This window comes from Photobacterium piscicola, from assembly GCF_900166965.1.
GTDB lineage: Bacteria > Pseudomonadota > Gammaproteobacteria > Enterobacterales > Vibrionaceae > Photobacterium > Photobacterium piscicola.
This window is the reverse complement of the sequence record NZ_FUZI01000005.1, coordinates 116,271-136,044: the sequence shown is the minus strand read 5'-3', so window position 1 is coordinate 136,044 and position 19,774 is coordinate 116,271. Positions and strand designations below refer to the sequence as shown.

Sequence of the window (19,774 nt, the reverse complement as noted above, 5' to 3'; positions counted from 1 at the left end):
GTGTTAAGCCCCATTTTTCAGTTTAACTTAGTCTCTTTTGCAATAAGTTGTGGTAGCTTCTCATGCTTACTTTCAGTGAGTGAATTTACTGATAAAGTGGCCTGATGTTGTGGGCTTAAATATATTGAAAAACGTACTAAGTAGTAGTAAATGAAAGAAAAGTTTTTATTTTGGCGGGTTAACAGTTGGTTGTTTGGCTCGCTGTTAGTGTTGCCTATTATCGCTATATTTATTACCGCCATGGGTAATTCAGATCAGGTGTTTTCACACTTGATGAATACAGTGATGTCTACCTACGCGTTAAATACCCTTGGGCTGGTGGTTGGTACGGTGTTACTTACCTTAGTTTTTGGGCTTCCAAGTGCATGGTTAATGGCGATGTGCCGTTTACCGGGCGAAAAAATACTTCAATGGGCACTTATTTTACCCCTCGCAATGCCTGGTTATATCGTCGGCTACCTTTACACCCATTGGTTTGATTATGCAGGTCCAATTCAAATTTGGTTGCGTGACTTTTTTGGTTGGCAGCATGTTAGCGATTACTGGTTCCCTGACTTACGCTCATTATGGGGCGCATGTTTTGTCTTAGCGCTGGTGTTATATCCGTATGTGTATTTATTAGTCCGTGCCACGTTCATGGAGCAAAGTAATAACCTGCTTCAATCAGCACGACTATTAGGTTGTTCACCTTGGCAAAGTTTTCGTCGAATTTCATTACCACTAGCGCGTCCTGCGATTGCTGTTGGCGTGTCATTAGTAGCAATGGAAGCCTTGGGTGATTTTGGTACCGTGAGTTATTTTGCTTTAAATACCCTCACGACAGCGGTATACGATACTTGGCTTGGCTATTCTAATCTCAATGCTGCCGCTAAAATTTCTGCAATTATGTTGATGGTTATTTTTTTACTGATCAGTAGCGAGCGTTTTAGTCGTCGTAAGCAAAAAATGTTTCAACAACAATGTGGCAATGACAGCCATACTAAATATCAATTAAGTGGCTGGAAAAAATGGCTGGCGGTAGGTTGGTGTTGGGGATTAGTTGGATGTGCATTTATTTTACCGATGCTGCAATTAGGTTATTACGCCATTGATTATTTCTCAGTAAGTTGGACCGCACAATTTAAGACCTACAGTTTTAATAGCTTAATGGTGTCATTGGCGGCGGCTATGGTGGCTGTTTGTCTTGCTTTGATGGTTAATTTTTATCAACGCTTAGATGGTCGTAGTGTCAGCACTATACCGATGCGATTGGCTTCATTAGGTTATGCTGTACCCGGTACCGTATTAGCGATTGGCGTGATGATCCCTCTAACCAGTGCTGATCATTTAGTGAATGATATTGCTCGAAGCTTAGATCTGGGGCGTCCTGGGCTGATTTTTTCTGGGTCAATGTTTGCGATTATCTTTGCCTTTGTGGTGCGCTTCGCTGCGGTAGCGATTGGTAGCATTGAAAGTAGTTTAGTGAAAATTCCACCCTCGTTAGATATGGCGGCAAAAACCATGGGTTATGCATCGACGCCAATGTTACGTAAAGTGCATTTACCTTTGATTCGTCGAGGATGCTTAATTGCCGGTTTGCTGGTATTTATTGAATCAATGAAAGAACTCAATGCGGCAATCTTATTGCGACCGTTTAATTTTGAAACCTTAGCTACTTACGTGTTTAATTTCGCTTCTGATGAACAGTTAGAAGTGGCGGCTTTTCCCGCTATTTTATTAGTTATTGTAGGCTTGATTCCGCTGGTTATGGTTAATCGTTCTTTGGAGCAAAAACATTAATGAAACATGCATTATCCGTCGCTGATCTTAGTTGTTGTTACCATGGACAGCCAATCTTACAAGATTTGTCGTTAGCGGTAGAACGGGGTGAAATTGTGTGTTTGCTTGGCGCGAGTGGCTGTGGCAAAACAACCTTATTAAAAGCCATCGCAGGGTTATTACCACTTGCTAATGGCAGCATGGCAATCAATGACCGTACCATTGTGGATCAGCAATTATGTTTACCTCCAGAGCAACGTAATATCGGTATGATCTTTCAAGATTATGCCTTATTTCCTCATTTAACGGTGGCTGAAAATATAGCGTTTGGTTTGCGCTATTGGGATAAACCGCGAGTGACAGCCAAGATTAAGCAGATGCTAGAATTGGTACATTTAACGGAGCTTGATGATCGTTATCCACACCAATTATCGGGGGGGCAACAACAGCGGGTTGCGATTGCACGGGCATTAGCCAATGAACCGGATTTAATTTTATTGGATGAGCCGTTTTCTAATATTGATACTCAAGTGCGCCATAGCTTGATTCGTGATATTCGCCAAATATTTAAAGACCAAGGTGTTACCGCTATTTTTGTAACCCACAGTCGAGAAGAAGCGTTTGCCTTTGCTGATAAAATGGCGGTAATGAACCATGGCGTAATTGAACAATTTGGAACGGCGACTGAACTTTACTATCAACCAAGTAGTCGTTTTGTGGCTGAATTTTTAGGTGTCGGATCATATCTACCAGCAACGGTGACAGCAAATCAACAATTACTGACCCCATTTGGTGAGCAAACATGCGCGGCAGAACCACCATTGATGACTGGTACTTATGTGGATTGGTTATTACGACCACAACATTTGACTGTGATGCCGGAAACTGAAGGTAGTGCGGTGATAATTGAACAGCAGTTTATGGGAGACAGTTGTCGTTACATCGTTGAATTTGAAGGGCATAAATTAGTGATTAATTCTAATTTATTATTAAATGTCGGTCAGCGAGTAACGGTTAATGTGATTCCGCATTCCGCGGTTATATTTGCTCAAGCATAAATAAATCAAGGCTTGTGAGAGCAAGCCTTGATTGTTTGCATTAGCTATTTAGTTAGTTTTTCTGCGTAAGCACTTGCAGATAAGTTTGCGCTTGTTCACGTAAAATATCTTGATCTGGGTGCTGATTTGCTTGCATGTAAATCACATAACACATGCCATGCAGCATTTTGGCTAAGTTCTCAGGGGTTTGATTAGACGTGATTTCACCGCTATCGATTGCTTGAGAAAAGGCGTGCTGCACTTGCTTGAGGTTCTTTTTGTTGCTTTCAATAAATTGTGGCCACACTTCTTCACGTACGGATGTGCTCCATTCAAACCATACTTTAATCCAATCTTGTTGCTCTAGTACGGTATCAATCAAATTATTTGTGATGCAAGTAAGACGCGCATGTAAGGTTTTATTGGAAGCGCCAATACATTCGGTAAGCAAGTCATTAAATTGGGTTGAAACTTCCATTAAGACTTGTTCAACCAATGCTTCTCGTGTTGGAAAATAGTTAAAAACAGTCGCCACTGATACATTTGCCATTTCTGCAATATCAGCATGGCCTGCACGACCAATACCGCGACGAGAGAAAACTTCAATTGAGTAATCAAGCAGTTGTTGCTTTCTTTTTTCTGGTGATAAGCGTGTACGTGGTTTCTTGGTAATCGTATCCATAATTATTTATTCCCTAACCCTGTTTGTATTTAGCGTATTTATGTTTATTTTTTATACATAAACACTACAGCAGCAACTGAGTTGATTCAAACTGAACTATCAATAAGTGTTTCGGATTTTGGACACTATTGATTAAATAACGCTTAAGATGAATGAATGCTACAATAACGACCTTTGGAATATATAGCCTCAGTAGGCTAACGCGGTCGCGTTGATGGAGAATAAAATGAAGCACACAATCGAAGTAATGATTTCTGAGCAGGATGTCCAGGAACGCATCAAAGAGCTAGGGAAGCAGATCACGGAACATTATAAAGACTCGACAGACCTAGTAATGGTTGGCTTACTACGTGGCTCATTTGTCTTTATGGCAGATTTAGCACGTGCGATTGATATTCCGCATGAAGTGGATTTCATGACTGCATCAAGTTACGGTAATACTATGCAAAGTAATCGTGATGTGCGTATTTTGAAAGACTTAGATGACGACATCAAAGGCAAAGATGTGCTATTGGTGGAAGATATTATCGATACTGGTAATACTTTAAGTAAAGTGTGCGAAATTCTATCGCTACGTGAACCAAAATCAATCAGCATCTGTACGCTATTAGATAAGCCAGAACGTCGTGAAGTTGATGTGAAAGTTGATTGGTACGGCTTTGTTATTCCAGATGAGTTCGTGGTTGGTGTTGGCATCGATTACGCACAAAAATACCGTCATTTACCGTTCATTGGTAAAGTTATTCCAGACGCAGAATAAAATAAAGAAAGCGACCATCATGGTCGCTTTTTTTATGGTTGTTATTCGTTATTTGTTATTTTCTAGCGTGGCTTGATGCTGCATTACTTGCTCTTCAAATGGCGGTAATAACGATGACATCGCTGCTTGATAAGTGATTTCAAGACTTTCACGGCTGGTCGCAGTTACGCCCAAATCTTTTAAAATGCCGTTACTGGTACCGTAAATCCACCCATGAATTTTGACATCTTGGCCTCGATCCCATGCTTGTTGCATGATAGTGGAATTGCCGAGATGATAAACCTGAGAGGCAACATTAATCTCACACAATTTGTCATCCCACTTTTCACGCGGTAGGCTACCCAGATCTGAACGGTGTTTAAGGTACAGATCGCGAATGTGTAATAACCAGTTATTGATAAGCCCTAAAGGTGGGTTTTCGATGGCGGCAGTAACACCGCCACAGCCATAGTGACCACAGATGATAATATGCTTAACTTTAAGTACATCAACCGCGTACTGAACCACGGATAAGCAATTTAAATCAGTATGGATAACTTGGTTGGCAACATTACGGTGTACAAATAATTCACCGGAGGTTAAACCGGTTAGGCGTTCAGCTGGAACTCGACTGTCAGAACAGCCAATCCAAAGATATTGTGGGTGTTGTGCTTCTGCGAGGTGAGAAAAAAATTCCGGATCTTCATCCTTAATGTTTTCTGACCATGAAAGGTTGTTTGCGAAGAGCTGCTTTATATCTGCCATGATAATGCCTTATATTAATATGTTCCTTACTATACACAAGCTGCGCTGATAGCAAATCGGATTAGTTGTTAGTGTTTTGTCACTAGCCTATAAATATTTAACAGAAAGATTGCATATAATGAACGCTTTAGAAATAAAAAATGTAAGCAAAACTTACAAAGGCGGCGTAAAGGCGCTGAAAAATATGAGTCTTAATGTCGAGCAAGGAGACTTTTTTGCTTTGCTTGGGCCTAACGGTGCGGGTAAATCGACCACCATCGGGATTATTAGCTCGCTGGTTAATAAAACTTCGGGATCCGTGAGTATTTTTGGTTATGACTTAGATACTCAAAAAGTGGATGCTAAAAATCAGCTTGGCCTAGTGCCACAAGAATTTAATTTTAACCCTTTTGAAACCGTTGAACAGATTGTTGTTAATCAGGCGGGTTTTTATGGGGTTGAACGAACACTGGCGAAACAACGGGCACAAAAATATTTAACCCAATTAGATTTGTGGGGTAAACGTCATGATCGTGCTCGTAATCTTTCTGGTGGTATGAAGCGTCGATTAATGATTGCTCGAGCATTAATGCATGAGCCAAAGTTGTTGATTTTAGACGAGCCTACCGCTGGGGTTGATATTGAACTACGTCGCTCAATGTGGACCTTTCTCCAGCGTATTAATCGTGAAGGGGTAACGATCATTTTAACCACTCATTACCTTGAAGAAGCCGAAATGTTGTGTCGCAATATCGGTATTATTAATCATGGTGAGTTAGTTGAGCACACCTCAATGAAAGCCTTATTGAGCCAGCTTGAATTAGAAACCTTTATTTTAGATATTGATACCACAACAGTTACACCAACTCTTGCGGTGGGTGAGTGTCGATTGATAGACAGTAATACTCTTGAAGTCGATCTTAATAAAGGCGATGACTTAAACAGCGTCTTTAGCACCTTAACTACTCAAGGTATTGTGGTGCGTTCAATGCGAAATAAGAGTAACCGTTTAGAAGAGTTATTTGTAAACCTAGTTAATACAGATCGACCTTCTGCTGTGGCAGGTGATAAAGAATGAAAAAACAATATTGGATTGCATTTAAAAGTTTAATTACCAAAGAAATTCATCGATTTACTCGAATTTGGGTACAAACCTTGGTACCACCCGCGATTACGATGACGCTGTATTTTATTATCTTTGGTAATTTGATTGGGCAGCGCATTGGTGACATGGAAGGCTTTAGCTACATGGAATACATTGTGCCCGGATTGATTATGATGTCGGTGATCACTAACTCTTATTCTAATGTTGCCTCCTCTTTTTTTAGTGCCAAATTTCAACATAACATCGAAGAGTTACTCGTTGCACCAGTACCTAACTATATCATTATTGCCGGTTATGTTGGCGGTGGTGTGCTGCGTGGGTTAGGTGTTGGGTTGATTGTTTCTGTGGTGTCATTGTTGTTTGTTTCACTCAATATTGCTCATCTATGGGTGATCATTGCAACGGTAGTGATGACATCGATTGTGTTTTCATTGGGTGGATTAATTAACGCTATTTTTGCACGTACTTTTGATGATATCAGTATTATTCCAACCTTTGTGTTAACCCCATTAACGTATCTTGGTGGTGTGTTCTATTCAATTAATCTATTGCCTGAAGTGTGGCAAGTGGTGTCAAAGGTCAATCCGATTGTGTATATGGTTAATGCCTTTAGATATGGTTTTTTAGGGGTGTCTGATGTGGGTATTGGAACGTCATTTGCGGTATTAAGTGTGTTTGTTATTGCACTTTATGGTGTGGCTTATTACCTGATTTCTCGTGGGATTGGCTTACGTTCATAAGCGTATTGAGCACGAGCTTAAGCTACCTAACAAATAATAGTTAAAAAAATACCGCCCGTTAATGGTTAACGGGCGGTATTTTTTTAGTCAGCCTTTAGCTATTAATTAGCTTCAGCGACGTCTTCTTCAACCGCGACAGCAGGGGATAAGTCTACTACTTGGTTGTCGATTAAACGTGCTTTACCTAATTGTGCTGACATTAAAATAACCGCTTGTTGGGTTGTGTCAGTGATAGGCAATAAGGTTACTGCATCACGGATAAAGCTTTTATCTGGTTGCAGGCCTGCAGCACGGAGTTGATCGTTAGCATCAACAATTAATTCGTCATAGTCATTACGACCACCACGCATTTGGCTGCTGATCCAACGCATTGTACGGGCTAAAACAGGTGCACGTTGGCGTTCATCAACGGTAAGGTTACCGTTACGCGAACTCATGGCTAAGCCATCCATTTCACGTACTGTTGGTACGCCAACAATTTTAATATCCATCGCTAGATCAATCACCATTTGACGAATAAGCGCCAATTGTTGGTAATCTTTCTCGCCAAAACAAGCTACATCGGGTTGGACGATATTAAATAGTTTATTAACGATGGTTGCTACGCCACGGAAATGACCTGGACGTAATTCGCCTTCTAAAATAGTCGATAATCCAGGGACATCAATGTAAGTTTGATTATTAAGTCCGGCTGGGTACATGATTTCTGGGGTTGGAGTAAATACCACATCCACCATATTTTGCTGTTGTAACTTAGCAATATCTTGTTCAAGAGTACGTGGATAATTGGTTAAATCTTCAGTTTTTTCAAACTGCATTGGATTAACAAAAATACTCGCAACAACAACATCAGCATGCTTACGTGCTTTACGCATTAACGTAAGATGGCCTTCATGTAAGTTACCCATGGTTGGAACAAAGGCAATTCGACGGCCTGCGCGGCGCCACGTCGTAATTTGCTCTCTTAACTGGGCAATATCGGCGAATGTTTGCATCTCTTATTCCTTATTCAAAGGTATGCTGAGATCCTGGAAATGCACCAGACTCAACATCTTCAATGTATTTAGTAACCGCAGCACGCATATCTCCTGTTTCTGCAAGGAAGTTCTTAGAGAACTTCGGCATGTAGTTTGCAGAAATACCAAACATGTCGTGCATAACCAGTATTTGGCCATCGGTCGCATTACCCGCACCGATACCAATTACAGGCACATCCACCGCCTTGGTAATACGTTCAGCAAGGCTTGCTGGAACACATTCCAATACGATGATTTGGGCACCAGCTTTAGCGAGGGTAATGGCATCATTAACCATTGTCTCAGCTTGATCCAAATTGCGGCCTTGAACTTTATAACCGCCAAAAATATTGACAGACTGAGGTGTTAAACCAAGGTGAGCACATACAGGGACAGCTCGTTGTGTAAGGGTTGAAATTGTTTCAGCAACCCAAGCGCCACCTTCGATTTTGACCATATTTGCCCCTGCGCGCATTAGTTTTGCGGCATTTTCACAAGCTTGTGCTGGGGTTGCGAAGGTCATGAATGGCATGTCAGCCATTAGCAGCGAGTTAGGGCTGCCTGCACGAACGCTACGCGTATGGTAAGCGATGTCATCAATGGTTACTGGAAGGGTATCGTTACGGCCTTGGAGAACCATGCCTAACGAGTCACCGACTAACATAACCGGCATATTCTGCTGCTCAAATAATTGAGAAAAACTCGCGTCGTATGCTGTTACTGATGCAAATTTACGACCTTCTTGCTTCCATTTTAGGAGATCGTTGATGGTGATTTTTTTCATAGCTTCTTTCTCGCTCTGATGAATTTATGCTTGCCAAATAGCTAAGCCATTACGGTTAACCTGAGTCAATAACGTGCATAAAGAAGTGTGATCAGGCAAAACTAAAGCAGGGTTAATTTCGGCAAGTGGATACAGTACGAACTCCCGTACTTTCATTCCATAGTGCGGCACGGTTAAGCGCTCACACTGGTGCTGTAGATCACCATATAAAAGAATATCGAGATCTAGTGTCCGTGGACCCCAGCGTTCATCTTTGCGAACACGTCCTTGTTCGAGCTCAATTGCTTGAGTGTGATCAAGCAACTCAAGCGGAGCTAATGTGGTGTCGATAGCAACAACCGCATTTATGTAATCAGGTTGATTTTGCGGTCCCATAGGTGTACTGCTGTACAGCGAGGAGACGCTAATAACTTGTGTATTGGGTAGGTGTTGCAGTGCTTTGATAGCAGTTTGAGCTTGGGCGACAGGATCGCCCAAGTTACTACCAATCGCAATATAAGCGCGAATCATGATTTTACTTGTGGTTTTTTACGACGTGGTTGCTGTGGGCGACGACGACGTGGACGACGAGCACCACCATCATTGATGTGAGTTACCATTTGACCGCGTTGGTTGTAATCTGCGTCTTGGAACTCATTCCACCATAGTGCTAATTCTTTGATATCGCTGCCTTCAAACAAGCTACGCATTTCTAAGAAATCATAAGCGGCACGGAATTTAGGGTGTTCCATGGTCTTAAAGGCACGTTTACCGCTACGACGACTAAAGCGCAATTGTTGCTGCCAGATATCGCGAACGGTCGTGGTATGGCGACGTGGAATCGCAATGGAGCGCACTTGTTCGTCAAGAATATCGTTACTGGCAACCATAAAGGCATCATAGAATGATAAGCCACTGGCAAAAGAGACTTCTTCTGCACGGGTCATCATTGGATACCACAGCATTGCAGCATAAATGAAGGCTGGATTAACACGTTTATCTTCAGCCATTCGTTTATCGGTCGAGGCAAGGATATGCTCGATCATTTTCTCTGTTTTGCTGTTGTTATTCTCCGTGAAATGGTCAGATAAAATGGGGAATAACTGCTGGAATAAGTTATATTCACGCAGCATACGGTAAGTTTCTAGACCTTGACCCGATTGCAGTAGCTTAAGGCTTTCTTCAAACAGACGCGCAGATGGAATATCTTGCATCAGTGTTGCGAGCTCACGAATTGGCGCAGCGGTAACAGGATCGATATCCATGTCTAGCTTAACAGCAAAGCGTACCGCTCGTAGCATACGTACTGGATCTTCACGGTAACGGGTTTCTGGATCACCCATTAATCGAATTACACGATTATTGAGATCTTCAATACCTTTGGCATAGTCAGTAACGGTGAAGTCTTTAACGCTGTAATAAAGTGCGTTAATGGTAAAGTCACGGCGCTCTGCATCTTCTTCGATGGTGCCGTAAACATTATCACGTAATAACATGCCTTCTTCACTGCGAGAAGAGAGCTGTGGTTTTTGCTTATCTTTAGGCGGTGTCACTTGTATTGGCGCGTCTGAGTGGTGGCCTCGAAAGGTTGCTACTTCAATAATGTCACGTCCAAATAGGATGTGAGCAAGACGGAAACGACGGCCGATTAAACGACAGTTACGAAACAGTTTTTTGATTTCTTCAGGTGTTGCATTGGTTGCAATATCGAAGTCTTTCGGCTGTTTGTGAAGCAATAAATCGCGGACGCCGCCACCAACAAGGTAAGCGTCGTAACCAGCTTTGTTTAGACGATATAGTACTTTCAGCGCATTTTCGCTGATATCTTTTCGTGAAATGCCGTGCTCTGGGCGTTGGTAAACTTGCAAAGTTTGTTCCTCTGGAACGCGAGTACTACTGTCGCGATTCAATACTTTACGGCAAAAGTTGGCTACTCGATTAAAGATAATACACCCCATTTTGTGCACATGGTTCAACAAACAGCCGTGTATGATATATCACGGCAGACTATTTTAGAATGCTAGTGTGATAGCAGTCGTCTTTGGTAGCTGCTTGAGCTGCCAATGAGTGATGCCCCACTGTAAAATTTGTTCTACGCTTTCTGTGACAAGCTCTGTCGGAGGCGAAAAGCCTAAAAAGCGTAGCGCTGCCATTAATGCAGGCCGAGGATTGTGTTTATCAATCGCTGGCGCATGATTTTGTTTTGACAATTTATTGCCATTGTCAGTAATGGCGAGCGGTAAGTGCAAATAGCTCACTTCAGGATGTCTTAGTTGTCGGTACAGACCAATTTGACGCCCAGTAGGCTCAATTAAATCTGCACCGCGTACAACTTCGGTGATCCCTTGTTCGATATCATCTAGCACTACAGCAAGATTATAAGCAAATAAGCCATCGCGGCGACGAATGATAAAATCTTCACTCGCCAATGCTAATGGCAATTCGATACGGCCATGTAATCGGTCATCGAAATGGGTTATTGGTGTGTCTACTTGTAATCGAACCGCACCATTGTTGTGCCGTTGATTGAGGGTACGACAGGTACCAGGGTAATAGCCGCCCGTTTGTTTAATGTCTTTTCGACTACACTGACAATAATATGCATTCCCTTGTGCTAACCAAGTTTCGATCTGAGCCTGATAGGCGTCAAGACGTAAACTTTGGTAGATGATATTGCCATCCCACATAAAACCAAAGGCTTCCAGTGTGCGCAGAATATCATCAGCTGCCCCTTGCATTTCGCGAGGTGGATCAAGATCTTCGATCCTAACTATCCATTTCCCTTGCTGAGATTTTGCTTGGAGGTAGCTACCAAGAGCTGCAATTAACGATCCGAAATGCAATGGCCCTGAGGGCGATGGTGCAAAACGACCGACATATTGATTTGTGTTAGTCATACATTAATAAACGGTTATAAAATCCAAATAGATTATTATCTAACTTGGTACGGCAATGTAAATGTCGCCCAGAGTCAGGGGTAAATATGACAAGATATATTCCCTCCAAACTGAATAAGACTCTCTGCAATGAGAGCACTATTCAGTTTGGTGCCTAGTTATCTATAACGCGTGGTTATGACTACAAGGCAGAGCTCGTGCGACATCGGTAAGTAAACAACCATTAGGTTAATTACAGCGTGTTATTTTGAGCGCTAGTGTAAACGAAAGAGGGAGCTTACGCTCCCTCTAAAATTAGCTTTGACCTGATTAAAGGCGTAATTAGCCAGCCATTTGCTTTTCTTTGATCTCTGCAAGTGTTTTACAGTCGATGCAAAGATCTGCAGTTGGACGAGCTTCAAGACGGCGAATGCCGATCTCTACACCACAAGAATCACAGAAGCCGAAATCATCTTCTTCGATACGCTTGATTGTCTTGTCAATTTTCTTGATCAGTTTACGCTCGCGGTCACGATTACGAAGTTCAAGGCTGAACTCTTCTTCTTGTGCGGCACGATCCACTGGATCGGGGAAGTTAGCGGCTTCATCTTGCATGTGGTTTACAGTGCGATCAACTTCAACGCGAAGTTGGTTACGCCATGCTGATAGAATTTTATGGAAATGCTCTAATTGAGCTTCGCCCATGTATTCTTCGCCAGCTTTTTCCTGATAAGGTTCAACCCCAGCAATAGCCAGGATGCCTAGTGATTTTTTAACGTTGGTCTCTGGCATATAGCATCTCCTAATGTACCTAATAACCGTCACTGGTTAATTTTGGGCGGTATCTATACCAGAAAGGTTACTGCGTGGCAATTAATGTATAACTTCAATTCTACGTCAATGTGAAGAAAACAGCATTTTTTATGTCAAATGCTGAAATTGTATACAGTCTTCGAGTTTTATTTCAGCAGCATTGATAGTTGCTCGATAGCAAAGAATTTCCACTCCCGCACTGATAGCTTGGTGTAATAATCGCGCGTATTCTGGATCAATATGCTGCGCAACATTGACCTGATTAATTCCCGTATGTAACACCGCAAAAAATAAAACCGCTCGTGATCCTTGTTGTGCCATTTCGGTCAGTTCGCGTAAATGTTTTTGACCACGAGTAGTAACCGCATCTGGAAAATAACCTTGGCCATTATCAGCCAGCAGAGTCACACTTTTTACTTCAATATAGCAGGGCTGACGGGTTTGTGATTCAAGTAATAAATCAATGCGACTATTTTCAGTACCGTATTTCACTTCAGTACGTAAATTATCGTAACCATTGAGTTCAATGATACGTTGTTGTTCTATCGCTTCTTTAACCAGATGATTGGCTTGAATGGTGTTAACACAAATCCAATCATTGTGCTTTGTTTGCGCTAATTCCCAGCTGTTAGGGTATTTGCGTTTTTTATTATCAGAGGTTGAATACCACACCGTGGTCCCAGGTTCTGCACACCCCGTCATCGCCCCAGTATTGGCGCAGTGAATGGTTCTAATCTCACCATCATCTAATGTGATATCAGCTAAGAAGCGTTTGTAACGTTTAATTAAAGTGGCTGCGTGTAGTGGCGGAGCAAATTTCATTTTGGCCTCAAGTATGGATTATTATTTTTGGTTGTCGGTAGGCTTTCGTTACAATGTGATTCTGTTTTGATCATGACATAAGGTGACGCCCTTGTCACAACTCCCTATTGATGACGTTTTAGCTACTTTGTTTGCGGCACTCGCTAACCATACTCAAATAATTTTAAAAGCTCCACCTGGGGCGGGTAAATCAACCCGTTTGCCATTGGCGTTGTTGGAAACAAATACCATCGAGGGGCGAATTATTATGTTGGAGCCGCGGCGGTTAGCGGCGAGAAACATTGCGAGTTATTTGGCGCAGCAATTGGGTGAAGGTGTTGGTCAAACTGTTGGCTTACGAGTGCGTGGTGAAACTAAAGTCAGTGCTCAAACACGGTTAGAGATTGTGACGGAAGGCGTTATGACGCGAATGTTGCAGCATGATCCCGAACTGGCTGGAATTGGGCTAATTATTTTTGATGAGTTTCATGAGCGCAGTATTCATGCCGATACTGCATTAGCGTTAGCGATTGAGGTTCAGCAAGCCCTGCGGGATGATTTACAATTATTGGTAATGTCAGCCACTCTAGATCAAACCGCATTGGCGCAGTTACTTCCTACAGCGGCGTATGTTGAGTCACAAGGACGTTGTTTTCCGGTGGAATATCGCTACCAACATGTTAATGACCCTCGGGATGTAATTGATCACATGGCGGCTGCGATTAGCCAGTTACTCGCGCAAGAATCCGGTTCGGTATTAGCGTTCTTACCCGGTGTTGGTGAAATAAAACGCCTCGCGCAAGCATTGGCTGCACGTTTATCTAATAACAATATCAATATTTGTCCGTTGTATGGTCAGTTACCCATCGAACAACAACAGCAAGCCATTAATCCTGCTCCAATTGGTCAACGCAAAGTAGTACTGGCGACCAATATTGCCGAAACCAGTTTGACCATTGAGGGAATTCGATTAGTGGTTGATAGTGGTTTTGAACGGATCGCACAGTGGGAGCCAAAAACAGGGATTAGTCGCTTACAGCAAGTACGTATTGCTCAATCATCGGCAGAGCAGCGTGCGGGTCGTGCTGGACGCTTAGAAGCGGGTATTTGTTTACGGATGTACAGTGAGGAATTATTACAACGTCAACCAGCAACACCTCAACCTGAAATTTTGCGCAGTGATTTAACCGCGCTGGCGATGGAGTTGGTGCAATGGGGATGTCATGATCCACAAGACTTACAATGGCTAGATGTGCCACCGATGATTGCATTGCAACAGTCTCAGCAATTATTGCAGCAATTAGGCGCGATTGATGAACGTGGTCAGCAAACACCACGTGGGCAAGTGATGCAAACTATAGGCGCAGATCCACGTCATGGCGCAATGCTGGCTTTTGCTCAACAAAGCGCACATCAGCAACAAGATCTCACTATTGTAACGACAGCAGCAATGCTGGTGGCGTTATTAGAAGATCCACCACGTGGGATTGATAATCCAGATTTAGCGTTTCAGCTGCACTTACTTGAGACCAAGAAACTCGCTAGAAGTCATGCTTATTTGCAACGGGCGCAACAACACCTTACAACGCTAGCGGTATCTAAAAATACACCGCTCAAGGTTAATAATCATTGGGCGGCTATTTTACTTGCGGTTGGTTTTCCTGATCGTATTGCGCAGTCCCGCACTGATGATGGTCGTTATCAGTTAGCCAATGGTCAAGGGGTAGGACTTGATAGTAGCCAAAGCCTTGCTTCTCAACCATTGTTAGTGGTGGCTGATGTTGTTAAAACCCGTCAAGGTGATAGTCGTATTTTCTCAGCCATTGCAGCTGACGTCAGTGTATTACAACAAACCTTACCGTTATTGTTTACTGAATGTGATTGGCTCGATTGGGATGATAAAAAAGGCCGTTTAAGTGCTGAGCATCGAATTTATTGTGGCAAATTAATTGTCGCGCGTAGCCTTGCTGCCACGCCAGATCCCGCATTAGCCAGTGAAGCATTACTCAACGCAGTTAAACGTAAAGGATTGAGTGTTTTACATTGGACAGAAAAAGCCAATGCATTATTGATTCGTGGTCGTTGTGCCAATCAATGGTTACCTGAACTTGGTTTGCCAGCGTTAGACGAGGCGAGTTTACTCTTTAATGCGGAACAATGGTTATTGCCTTATCTAAACGGGATTACGACGTTAAAAGGCTTACAAAAAGTCAATATGGCGATGGCACTAGAAGCTTATCTTGGTTGGAATAATAAACAACAACTCGATCAATTATTGCCAACCCATTATCAAGTGCCAACGGGATCAAATATAACGATCCGTTATCAAGAACAGCAACAACCCGTGTTGGCGGTTAAGTTACAAGAAATGTTTGGTGAGCCAACAACGCCGACTATCGCTAACGGTAAAGTGGCTTTAGTGCTGGAGTTGTTATCACCAGCGCAACGACCATTGCAGATCACGCAAGATTTAGCGGGTTTTTGGTCGGGATCATACAAGGAAGTTCAAAAAGAAATGAAAGGGCGTTATCCCAAGCATCCATGGCCTGATGATCCTGCAAATCATATTCCAACCCGCAAAATTAAAAAATACCTTTAATGACGATAAACAAGCTCGATACCTGTATATATAATCAGGTATAGTGTTACGGTAAATTTACATTAATGATGCTGGGCAGTGTTATTGCTGCCAGCTTAAATATAGGAATGATGGTAGTTGATTGATTATGATTAAGTTGTCGCAACCCAAAAAAACACCCGCGAAAACTCCCTCGCCTTCGAAAAAAAAAGCGGCGTTAAAACCTGCAGCAAAAAAAGCATCTCCTAAAAAATCAGCAGCAAAAAAAACGCCCGCAAAAAAAAAGCCTTCTAAAAAAGACGCCACGCCTCATCCATGGCTGCGAAAACTTGGGCGTTTAAGTTTTAAAATAATGCTGGTTGTGATCGCTATTTTATTGGTTATTGGTATCTATTTAGATACGGTGGTACGCAATAAAATGGATGGTCAAATTTGGGATCTACCTTCGGTTGTCTATGGTCGCGTGCTGACCTTACATGCGGGTCAAGCAATGACCTTAAGTGATGTTCGCCATGAATTGAATGTATTGCAATATCATAAAGTAGCAACGCCCCAGCGTATGGGCGAGTATTCTGCATCATCAACCCGCATTGAATTAATGCGTCGTCCCTTTAAGTTTGTTGATGATCCGCAGCCGCAACAACATGTCATGCTGACTTTTTCAGGCGGCACTCTGGCTACCATTACCGATCTGACAACCAAGAAATCATTAAAAACCCTCAAGATAGAACCAAAGCTATTAGGGATGTTAGGGCTTACAGGTAATGAGCAACGGATCTTCATGGCGCGGGATCAATTTCCACCATTATTAATCGATGCACTGCTAACAACCGAAGATCGTGATTTTTATCAGCATGAAGGAGTGTCACCGCTGGCAATTTTACGGGCGGTGGTGGTTAACCTCAAAGCGGGACATACCGTGCAAGGGGGCAGTACGCTGACTCAGCAGTTAGCGAAAAATTTATTTTTAAGCCGTGAACGTAGTTTATGGCGCAAAGTACGTGAAGCGTATATCGCCGTTATTATTGATTATCGTTACAGTAAAGATCGGATTTTAGAAGCTTATTTAAATGAAATTTATCTTGGGCAGAATGGTGCCAAAGAAGTGCATGGTTTCCCTCTTGCAGCACGCTTTTATTTTGGGCGTCCGTTAGAAGAACTGCGACCAGATCAACTCGCGATGTTGGTTGGAATGGTGAAAGGGCCATCACAATTTAATCCGTGGCGTCATCCGGAACGCACCATGAAACGTCGTGATTTAGTGTTGATGTTACTGCTGAAAAATAATTACCTTACAGGTGCTGAATATGAAAAAGCCGTATCAGAGCCATTAGGTATTCAAAAGACCCCTAAGATAGCCAGTCGTCAGCCAGCGTATTTTCAACAATTGCAACGTGAACTAGAACAAGATGTTGGTGATATTTACAAATCAGGTAAAGGATTACGTATTTTCAGTACTCTTGATCCAGTGTCGCAACAAGCCGCAGAAAAAACCATTGCGGTGATGGTGCCACGGTTAAATAAAAAAGCTGGTGTCAACGTTGAAACGGCAATGGTAGTGGTTGATCGTCAATATGGTGCAGTAAGAGCACTGATTGGTGGTAGCCGTCCTGGCTACGCTGGATTTAACCGTGCGCTGGATGCCAGTCGTCAAATAGGCTCGCTTGCTAAGCCTGCGGTTTATTTAGCAGCGTTGAGTCAGCCACAGAAGTTTACTTTGGCGACAACACTAAATGATAGTGCCATTGTGCTAAAGGGCAGTAAGGGCACATCGTGGCGACCAAGAAACTATGATCGTAAATTTCGTGGTCAAGTACCGTTATATTATGCTTTAGCGCATTCATTAAATGTGCCGACGGTAAATTTAGGTTTAAAAGTCGGGTTAGGAACGGTAATTAACACCATGGCTAAACTGGGGGTTAAGCGGGATGAGATTCCACACTTACCCTCAATATTATTAGGCGCATTTAGTTTATCACCGTTTGAAGTTGCACAAATGTTCCAGAGTATTACCAATAACGGCCGTAAAGCGCCGCTATACAGCTTGGATGCCGTTGTTGATAGTCGAGGACGAGTCCTGTACCAACATCAGTCTAAGATTGAGCAAGTGGTTCCTGAGCAAGCAGCTTGGTTGACAACTTATGATATGAAAAAAGTGGTTAGCCAAGGCACAGCCCGTTTTCTTCAGAGTAAATTTAGTTCGGCTAAGTTAGCGGGTAAAACGGGAACAACGGATAATAACCGTGATAGTTGGTTTGCTGGGGCTGATGGTCGCGAGGTTGGCGTAGTATGGGTTGGAAGGGATGATAACACCCCTGTGCGTTTGACGGGCTCTAGTGGTGCATTACGGGTTTATGCTGATTATCTTGCTCGCCGTCAACCGGTGCCGTTAAATATTGGCTGGCCACCTTACATTACGACGATTAAGTATCAGCGAACATCAAATGGCAGTCTGCGGTTTGATTGTAATGGTAATGTTGCGTTACCTGCATGGGATCGCAATGGGGATTTAAAAGCGAAGTGTCATGATAATCAGCCCGCAACATGGATTAAACATATGTTTGCGGGTGAGTAGAAGAGAGGTAACAGCAGGGGCGAGTTTTCGAGGGGTGAGGAAGAGCTGAAGATAGGGGTAACAGCAGGGACGAGTTTTTTAGAGACGAGGAAGAGCTGAAGATAGGTATAACAGCAGGGACGAGTTTTTTAGGGACGAGGAAGGGCAAAAGATAGGTATAACAGCAGGGACGAGTTTTTTAGATACGAGGAAGAGCTGAAGATAGGTGTAACAGCAGGGACGAGTTTTTTAGAGACGAGGAAGAGCTGAAGATAGGCGTAACAGCAGGGGCGAGTTTTCGAGGGGTGAGGAAGAGCTGAAGATAGGTGTAACAGCAGGGACGAGTTTTTTAGAGACGAGGAAGAGCTGAAGATAGGCGTAACAGCAGGGACGAGTTTTTTAGAGACGAGGAAGAGCTGAAGATAGGTGTAACAGCAGGGACGAGTTTTTTTAGAGACGAGTAAGGGCAGTAGCAAGATTATTATTGACAATGATATTGCTGGTGTTAAAAATTTCGAACCCTCGAACCCTCGAACCCTCGAACCCTCGAACCCTCGTTCCTCTTTTCTCTAGACGAAAAAAAACCTCATCAAAGATGAGGTTTTCAAAAGATGGTGCCGACTACCGGAGTCGAACTGGTGACCTACTGATTACAAGTCAGTTGCTCTACCTACTGAGCTAAGTCGGCACACTAATTCTTTTTAAATAATGAGCTAAGTCATTATCTTTAATATGGTGCCTCGAGGCGGAATCGAACCACCGACACGAGGATTTTCAATCCTCTGCTCTACCGACTGAGCTATCAAGGCAAACACAGCAATATAATTGCTATTGTTGCATTTCTTACCGAGGTAAGAGAATAAATGGTGCCGACTACCGGAGTCGAACTGGTGACCTACTGATTACAAGTCAGTTGCTCTACCTACTGAGCTAAGTCGGCACATTAATTCTTTTATATTCCTTTACTCTATTGAGTGAAGAAATAAATTTGGCTCCCTCTACTGGACTTGAACCAGTGACATACGGATTAACAGTCCGGCGTTCTACCAACTGAACTAAGAGGGAATTAACTTTTACTATTCAACACGACGAATCGTATCAAATTTTAATATGGTGCCTCGAGGCGGAATCGAACCACCGACACGAGGATTTTCAATCCTCTGCTCTACCGACTGAGCTATCAAGGCAAACACAGCAATATAATTGCTATTGTTGCATTTCTTACCGAAGTAAGAGAATAAATGGTGCCGACTACCGGAGTCGAACTGGTGACCTACTGATTACAAGTCAGTTGCTCTACCTACTGAGCTAAGTCGGCACATTAATTCTGTAATCTCTCCGCTCTATTGAGCCAAGAAATAAATAGTGGCTCCCTCTACTGGACTTGAACCAGTGACATACGGATTAACAGTCCGGCGTTCTACCAACTGAACTAAGAGGGAACAGATTTTATCGTTGCTTAACACCAAACTTCAAAAGAGAAGAAATGGTGCCTCGAGGCGGAATCGAACCACCGACACGAGGATTTTCAATCCTCTGCTCTACCGACTGAGCTATCAAGGCAACGG

The 19,774-nt window shown here is 42.9% G+C and carries 16 protein-coding genes and 8 tRNA genes; 7 read left to right on the top strand and 17 right to left on the bottom strand.

All coding sequences use genetic code 11. The annotated features are described in order from the left end of the window. The first annotated feature begins 150 nt into the window (after positions 1-150). Together CZ809_RS14460 and CZ809_RS14455 are read left to right on the top strand one after the other, a co-directional pair. Positions 151-1,779: an ABC transporter permease gene (locus tag CZ809_RS14460; RefSeq protein WP_080158286.1), complete on the top strand. Its 1,629-nt coding sequence runs from the start codon at positions 151-153 to the stop codon at positions 1,777-1,779. Then, on the top strand, positions 1,779-2,816 hold the full coding sequence (locus CZ809_RS14455) for an ABC transporter ATP-binding protein (protein WP_080158285.1): 1,038 nt from the start codon (positions 1,779-1,781) through the stop codon (positions 2,814-2,816). Before CZ809_RS14460 ends, CZ809_RS14455 begins: the two co-directional genes overlap by 1 nt. A gap of 52 nt (positions 2,817-2,868) precedes the next feature. On the opposite strand, the gene CZ809_RS14450 is transcribed toward CZ809_RS14455, so the two are convergent. Beyond that, entirely contained in the window at positions 2,869-3,477 is a 609-nt protein-coding gene (locus tag CZ809_RS14450) for a TetR/AcrR family transcriptional regulator (protein WP_080158284.1), read from the bottom strand. 226 nt (positions 3,478-3,703) lie between these two features. Here CZ809_RS14450 and hpt point away from each other — a divergent pair, with 226 nt between their 5' ends. Next, on the top strand, positions 3,704-4,237 hold the full coding sequence (gene hpt, locus CZ809_RS14445) for a hypoxanthine phosphoribosyltransferase (protein ID WP_080158283.1): 534 nt from the start codon (positions 3,704-3,706) through the stop codon (positions 4,235-4,237). A gap of 48 nt (positions 4,238-4,285) precedes the next feature. Here hpt and can read toward each other — a convergent pair whose 3' ends face one another. Beyond that, the gene (gene can, locus CZ809_RS14440; protein ID WP_080158282.1) at positions 4,286-4,981 is read right to left on the bottom strand and encodes a carbonate dehydratase; all 696 of its coding nucleotides are present in this window, start codon (positions 4,979-4,981) and stop codon (positions 4,286-4,288) included. A gap of 118 nt (positions 4,982-5,099) precedes the next feature. Between can and CZ809_RS14435 the strand changes: the two genes are divergently transcribed. Together CZ809_RS14435 and CZ809_RS14430 are read left to right on the top strand one after the other, a co-directional pair. Next, positions 5,100-6,038 (top strand): ABC transporter ATP-binding protein, encoded by a 939-nt coding sequence (locus CZ809_RS14435; protein WP_080158281.1) that lies wholly within the window; start codon positions 5,100-5,102, stop codon positions 6,036-6,038. Beyond that, complete coding sequence (locus CZ809_RS14430; protein WP_080158280.1) at positions 6,035-6,805, top strand: ABC transporter permease; 771 nt, start codon at positions 6,035-6,037, stop codon at positions 6,803-6,805. Before CZ809_RS14435 ends, CZ809_RS14430 begins: the two co-directional genes overlap by 4 nt. A 101-nt stretch (positions 6,806-6,906) precedes the next feature. Here the strand turns inward: CZ809_RS14430 and panC are convergent, their stop codons facing one another. From panC to sfsA, 7 genes are all read right to left on the bottom strand, one after another. Beyond that, positions 6,907-7,800, bottom strand: coding sequence for a pantoate--beta-alanine ligase (gene panC / locus CZ809_RS14425; RefSeq protein ID WP_080158279.1), 894 nt, complete (start codon positions 7,798-7,800; stop codon positions 6,907-6,909). Between the two features lie 10 nt (positions 7,801-7,810). After that, positions 7,811-8,605 (bottom strand): 3-methyl-2-oxobutanoate hydroxymethyltransferase, encoded by a 795-nt coding sequence (gene panB, locus CZ809_RS14420; protein ID WP_080158278.1) that lies wholly within the window; start codon positions 8,603-8,605, stop codon positions 7,811-7,813. A gap of 24 nt (positions 8,606-8,629) precedes the next feature. Continuing rightward, positions 8,630-9,115 (bottom strand): 2-amino-4-hydroxy-6-hydroxymethyldihydropteridine diphosphokinase, encoded by a 486-nt coding sequence (gene folK, locus CZ809_RS14415; protein ID WP_080158277.1) that lies wholly within the window; start codon positions 9,113-9,115, stop codon positions 8,630-8,632. Continuing rightward, the gene (gene pcnB / locus CZ809_RS14410) at positions 9,112-10,542 is read right to left on the bottom strand and encodes a polynucleotide adenylyltransferase PcnB (protein ID WP_080158276.1); all 1,431 of its coding nucleotides are present in this window, start codon (positions 10,540-10,542) and stop codon (positions 9,112-9,114) included. Before pcnB ends, folK begins: the two co-directional genes overlap by 4 nt. 54 nt (positions 10,543-10,596) lie before the next feature. Continuing rightward, on the bottom strand, positions 10,597-11,481 hold the full coding sequence (gene gluQRS, locus CZ809_RS14405; RefSeq protein WP_080158275.1) for a tRNA glutamyl-Q(34) synthetase GluQRS: 885 nt from the start codon (positions 11,479-11,481) through the stop codon (positions 10,597-10,599). A gap of 321 nt (positions 11,482-11,802) precedes the next feature. Next, positions 11,803-12,252 (bottom strand): RNA polymerase-binding protein DksA, encoded by a 450-nt coding sequence (gene dksA / locus CZ809_RS14400; RefSeq protein WP_080158274.1) that lies wholly within the window; start codon positions 12,250-12,252, stop codon positions 11,803-11,805. Between the two features lie 129 nt (positions 12,253-12,381). Then, on the bottom strand, positions 12,382-13,095 hold the full coding sequence (sfsA, locus tag CZ809_RS14395; RefSeq protein WP_080158273.1) for a DNA/RNA nuclease SfsA: 714 nt from the start codon (positions 13,093-13,095) through the stop codon (positions 12,382-12,384). Between the two features lie 91 nt (positions 13,096-13,186). Here sfsA and hrpB point away from each other — a divergent pair, with 91 nt between their 5' ends. Both hrpB and mrcB read left to right on the top strand, forming a co-directional pair. After that, positions 13,187-15,673, top strand: coding sequence for an ATP-dependent helicase HrpB (gene hrpB, locus CZ809_RS14390; RefSeq protein WP_080158272.1), 2,487 nt, complete (start codon positions 13,187-13,189; stop codon positions 15,671-15,673). A gap of 127 nt (positions 15,674-15,800) precedes the next feature. After that, positions 15,801-18,227: a penicillin-binding protein 1B gene (mrcB, locus tag CZ809_RS14385; RefSeq protein WP_080158271.1), complete on the top strand. Its 2,427-nt coding sequence runs from the start codon at positions 15,801-15,803 to the stop codon at positions 18,225-18,227. Positions 18,228-18,818: 591 nt separating this feature from the next. Here the strand turns inward: mrcB and CZ809_RS14380 are convergent. From CZ809_RS14380 to CZ809_RS14345, 8 genes are all read right to left on the bottom strand, one after another. After that, a tRNA-Thr gene (locus tag CZ809_RS14380) sits at positions 18,819-18,894 on the bottom strand. A 45-nt stretch (positions 18,895-18,939) separates the two neighbouring features. Then, positions 18,940-19,015, bottom strand: a tRNA-Phe gene (locus tag CZ809_RS14375). A 55-nt stretch (positions 19,016-19,070) separates the two neighbouring features. After that, positions 19,071-19,146, bottom strand: a tRNA-Thr gene (locus CZ809_RS14370). A 49-nt stretch (positions 19,147-19,195) separates the two neighbouring features. Next, positions 19,196-19,271, bottom strand: a tRNA-Asn gene (locus tag CZ809_RS14365). Positions 19,272-19,317: 46 nt separating this feature from the next. Then, positions 19,318-19,393 (bottom strand) — tRNA-Phe (locus CZ809_RS14360). 55 nt (positions 19,394-19,448) lie between these two features. Further along, a tRNA-Thr gene (locus tag CZ809_RS14355) sits at positions 19,449-19,524 on the bottom strand. Between the two features lie 48 nt (positions 19,525-19,572). Then, positions 19,573-19,648, bottom strand: a tRNA-Asn gene (locus CZ809_RS14350). 45 nt (positions 19,649-19,693) lie between these two features. After that, positions 19,694-19,769, bottom strand: a tRNA-Phe gene (locus tag CZ809_RS14345). Positions 19,770-19,774: the final 5 nt, after the last annotated feature.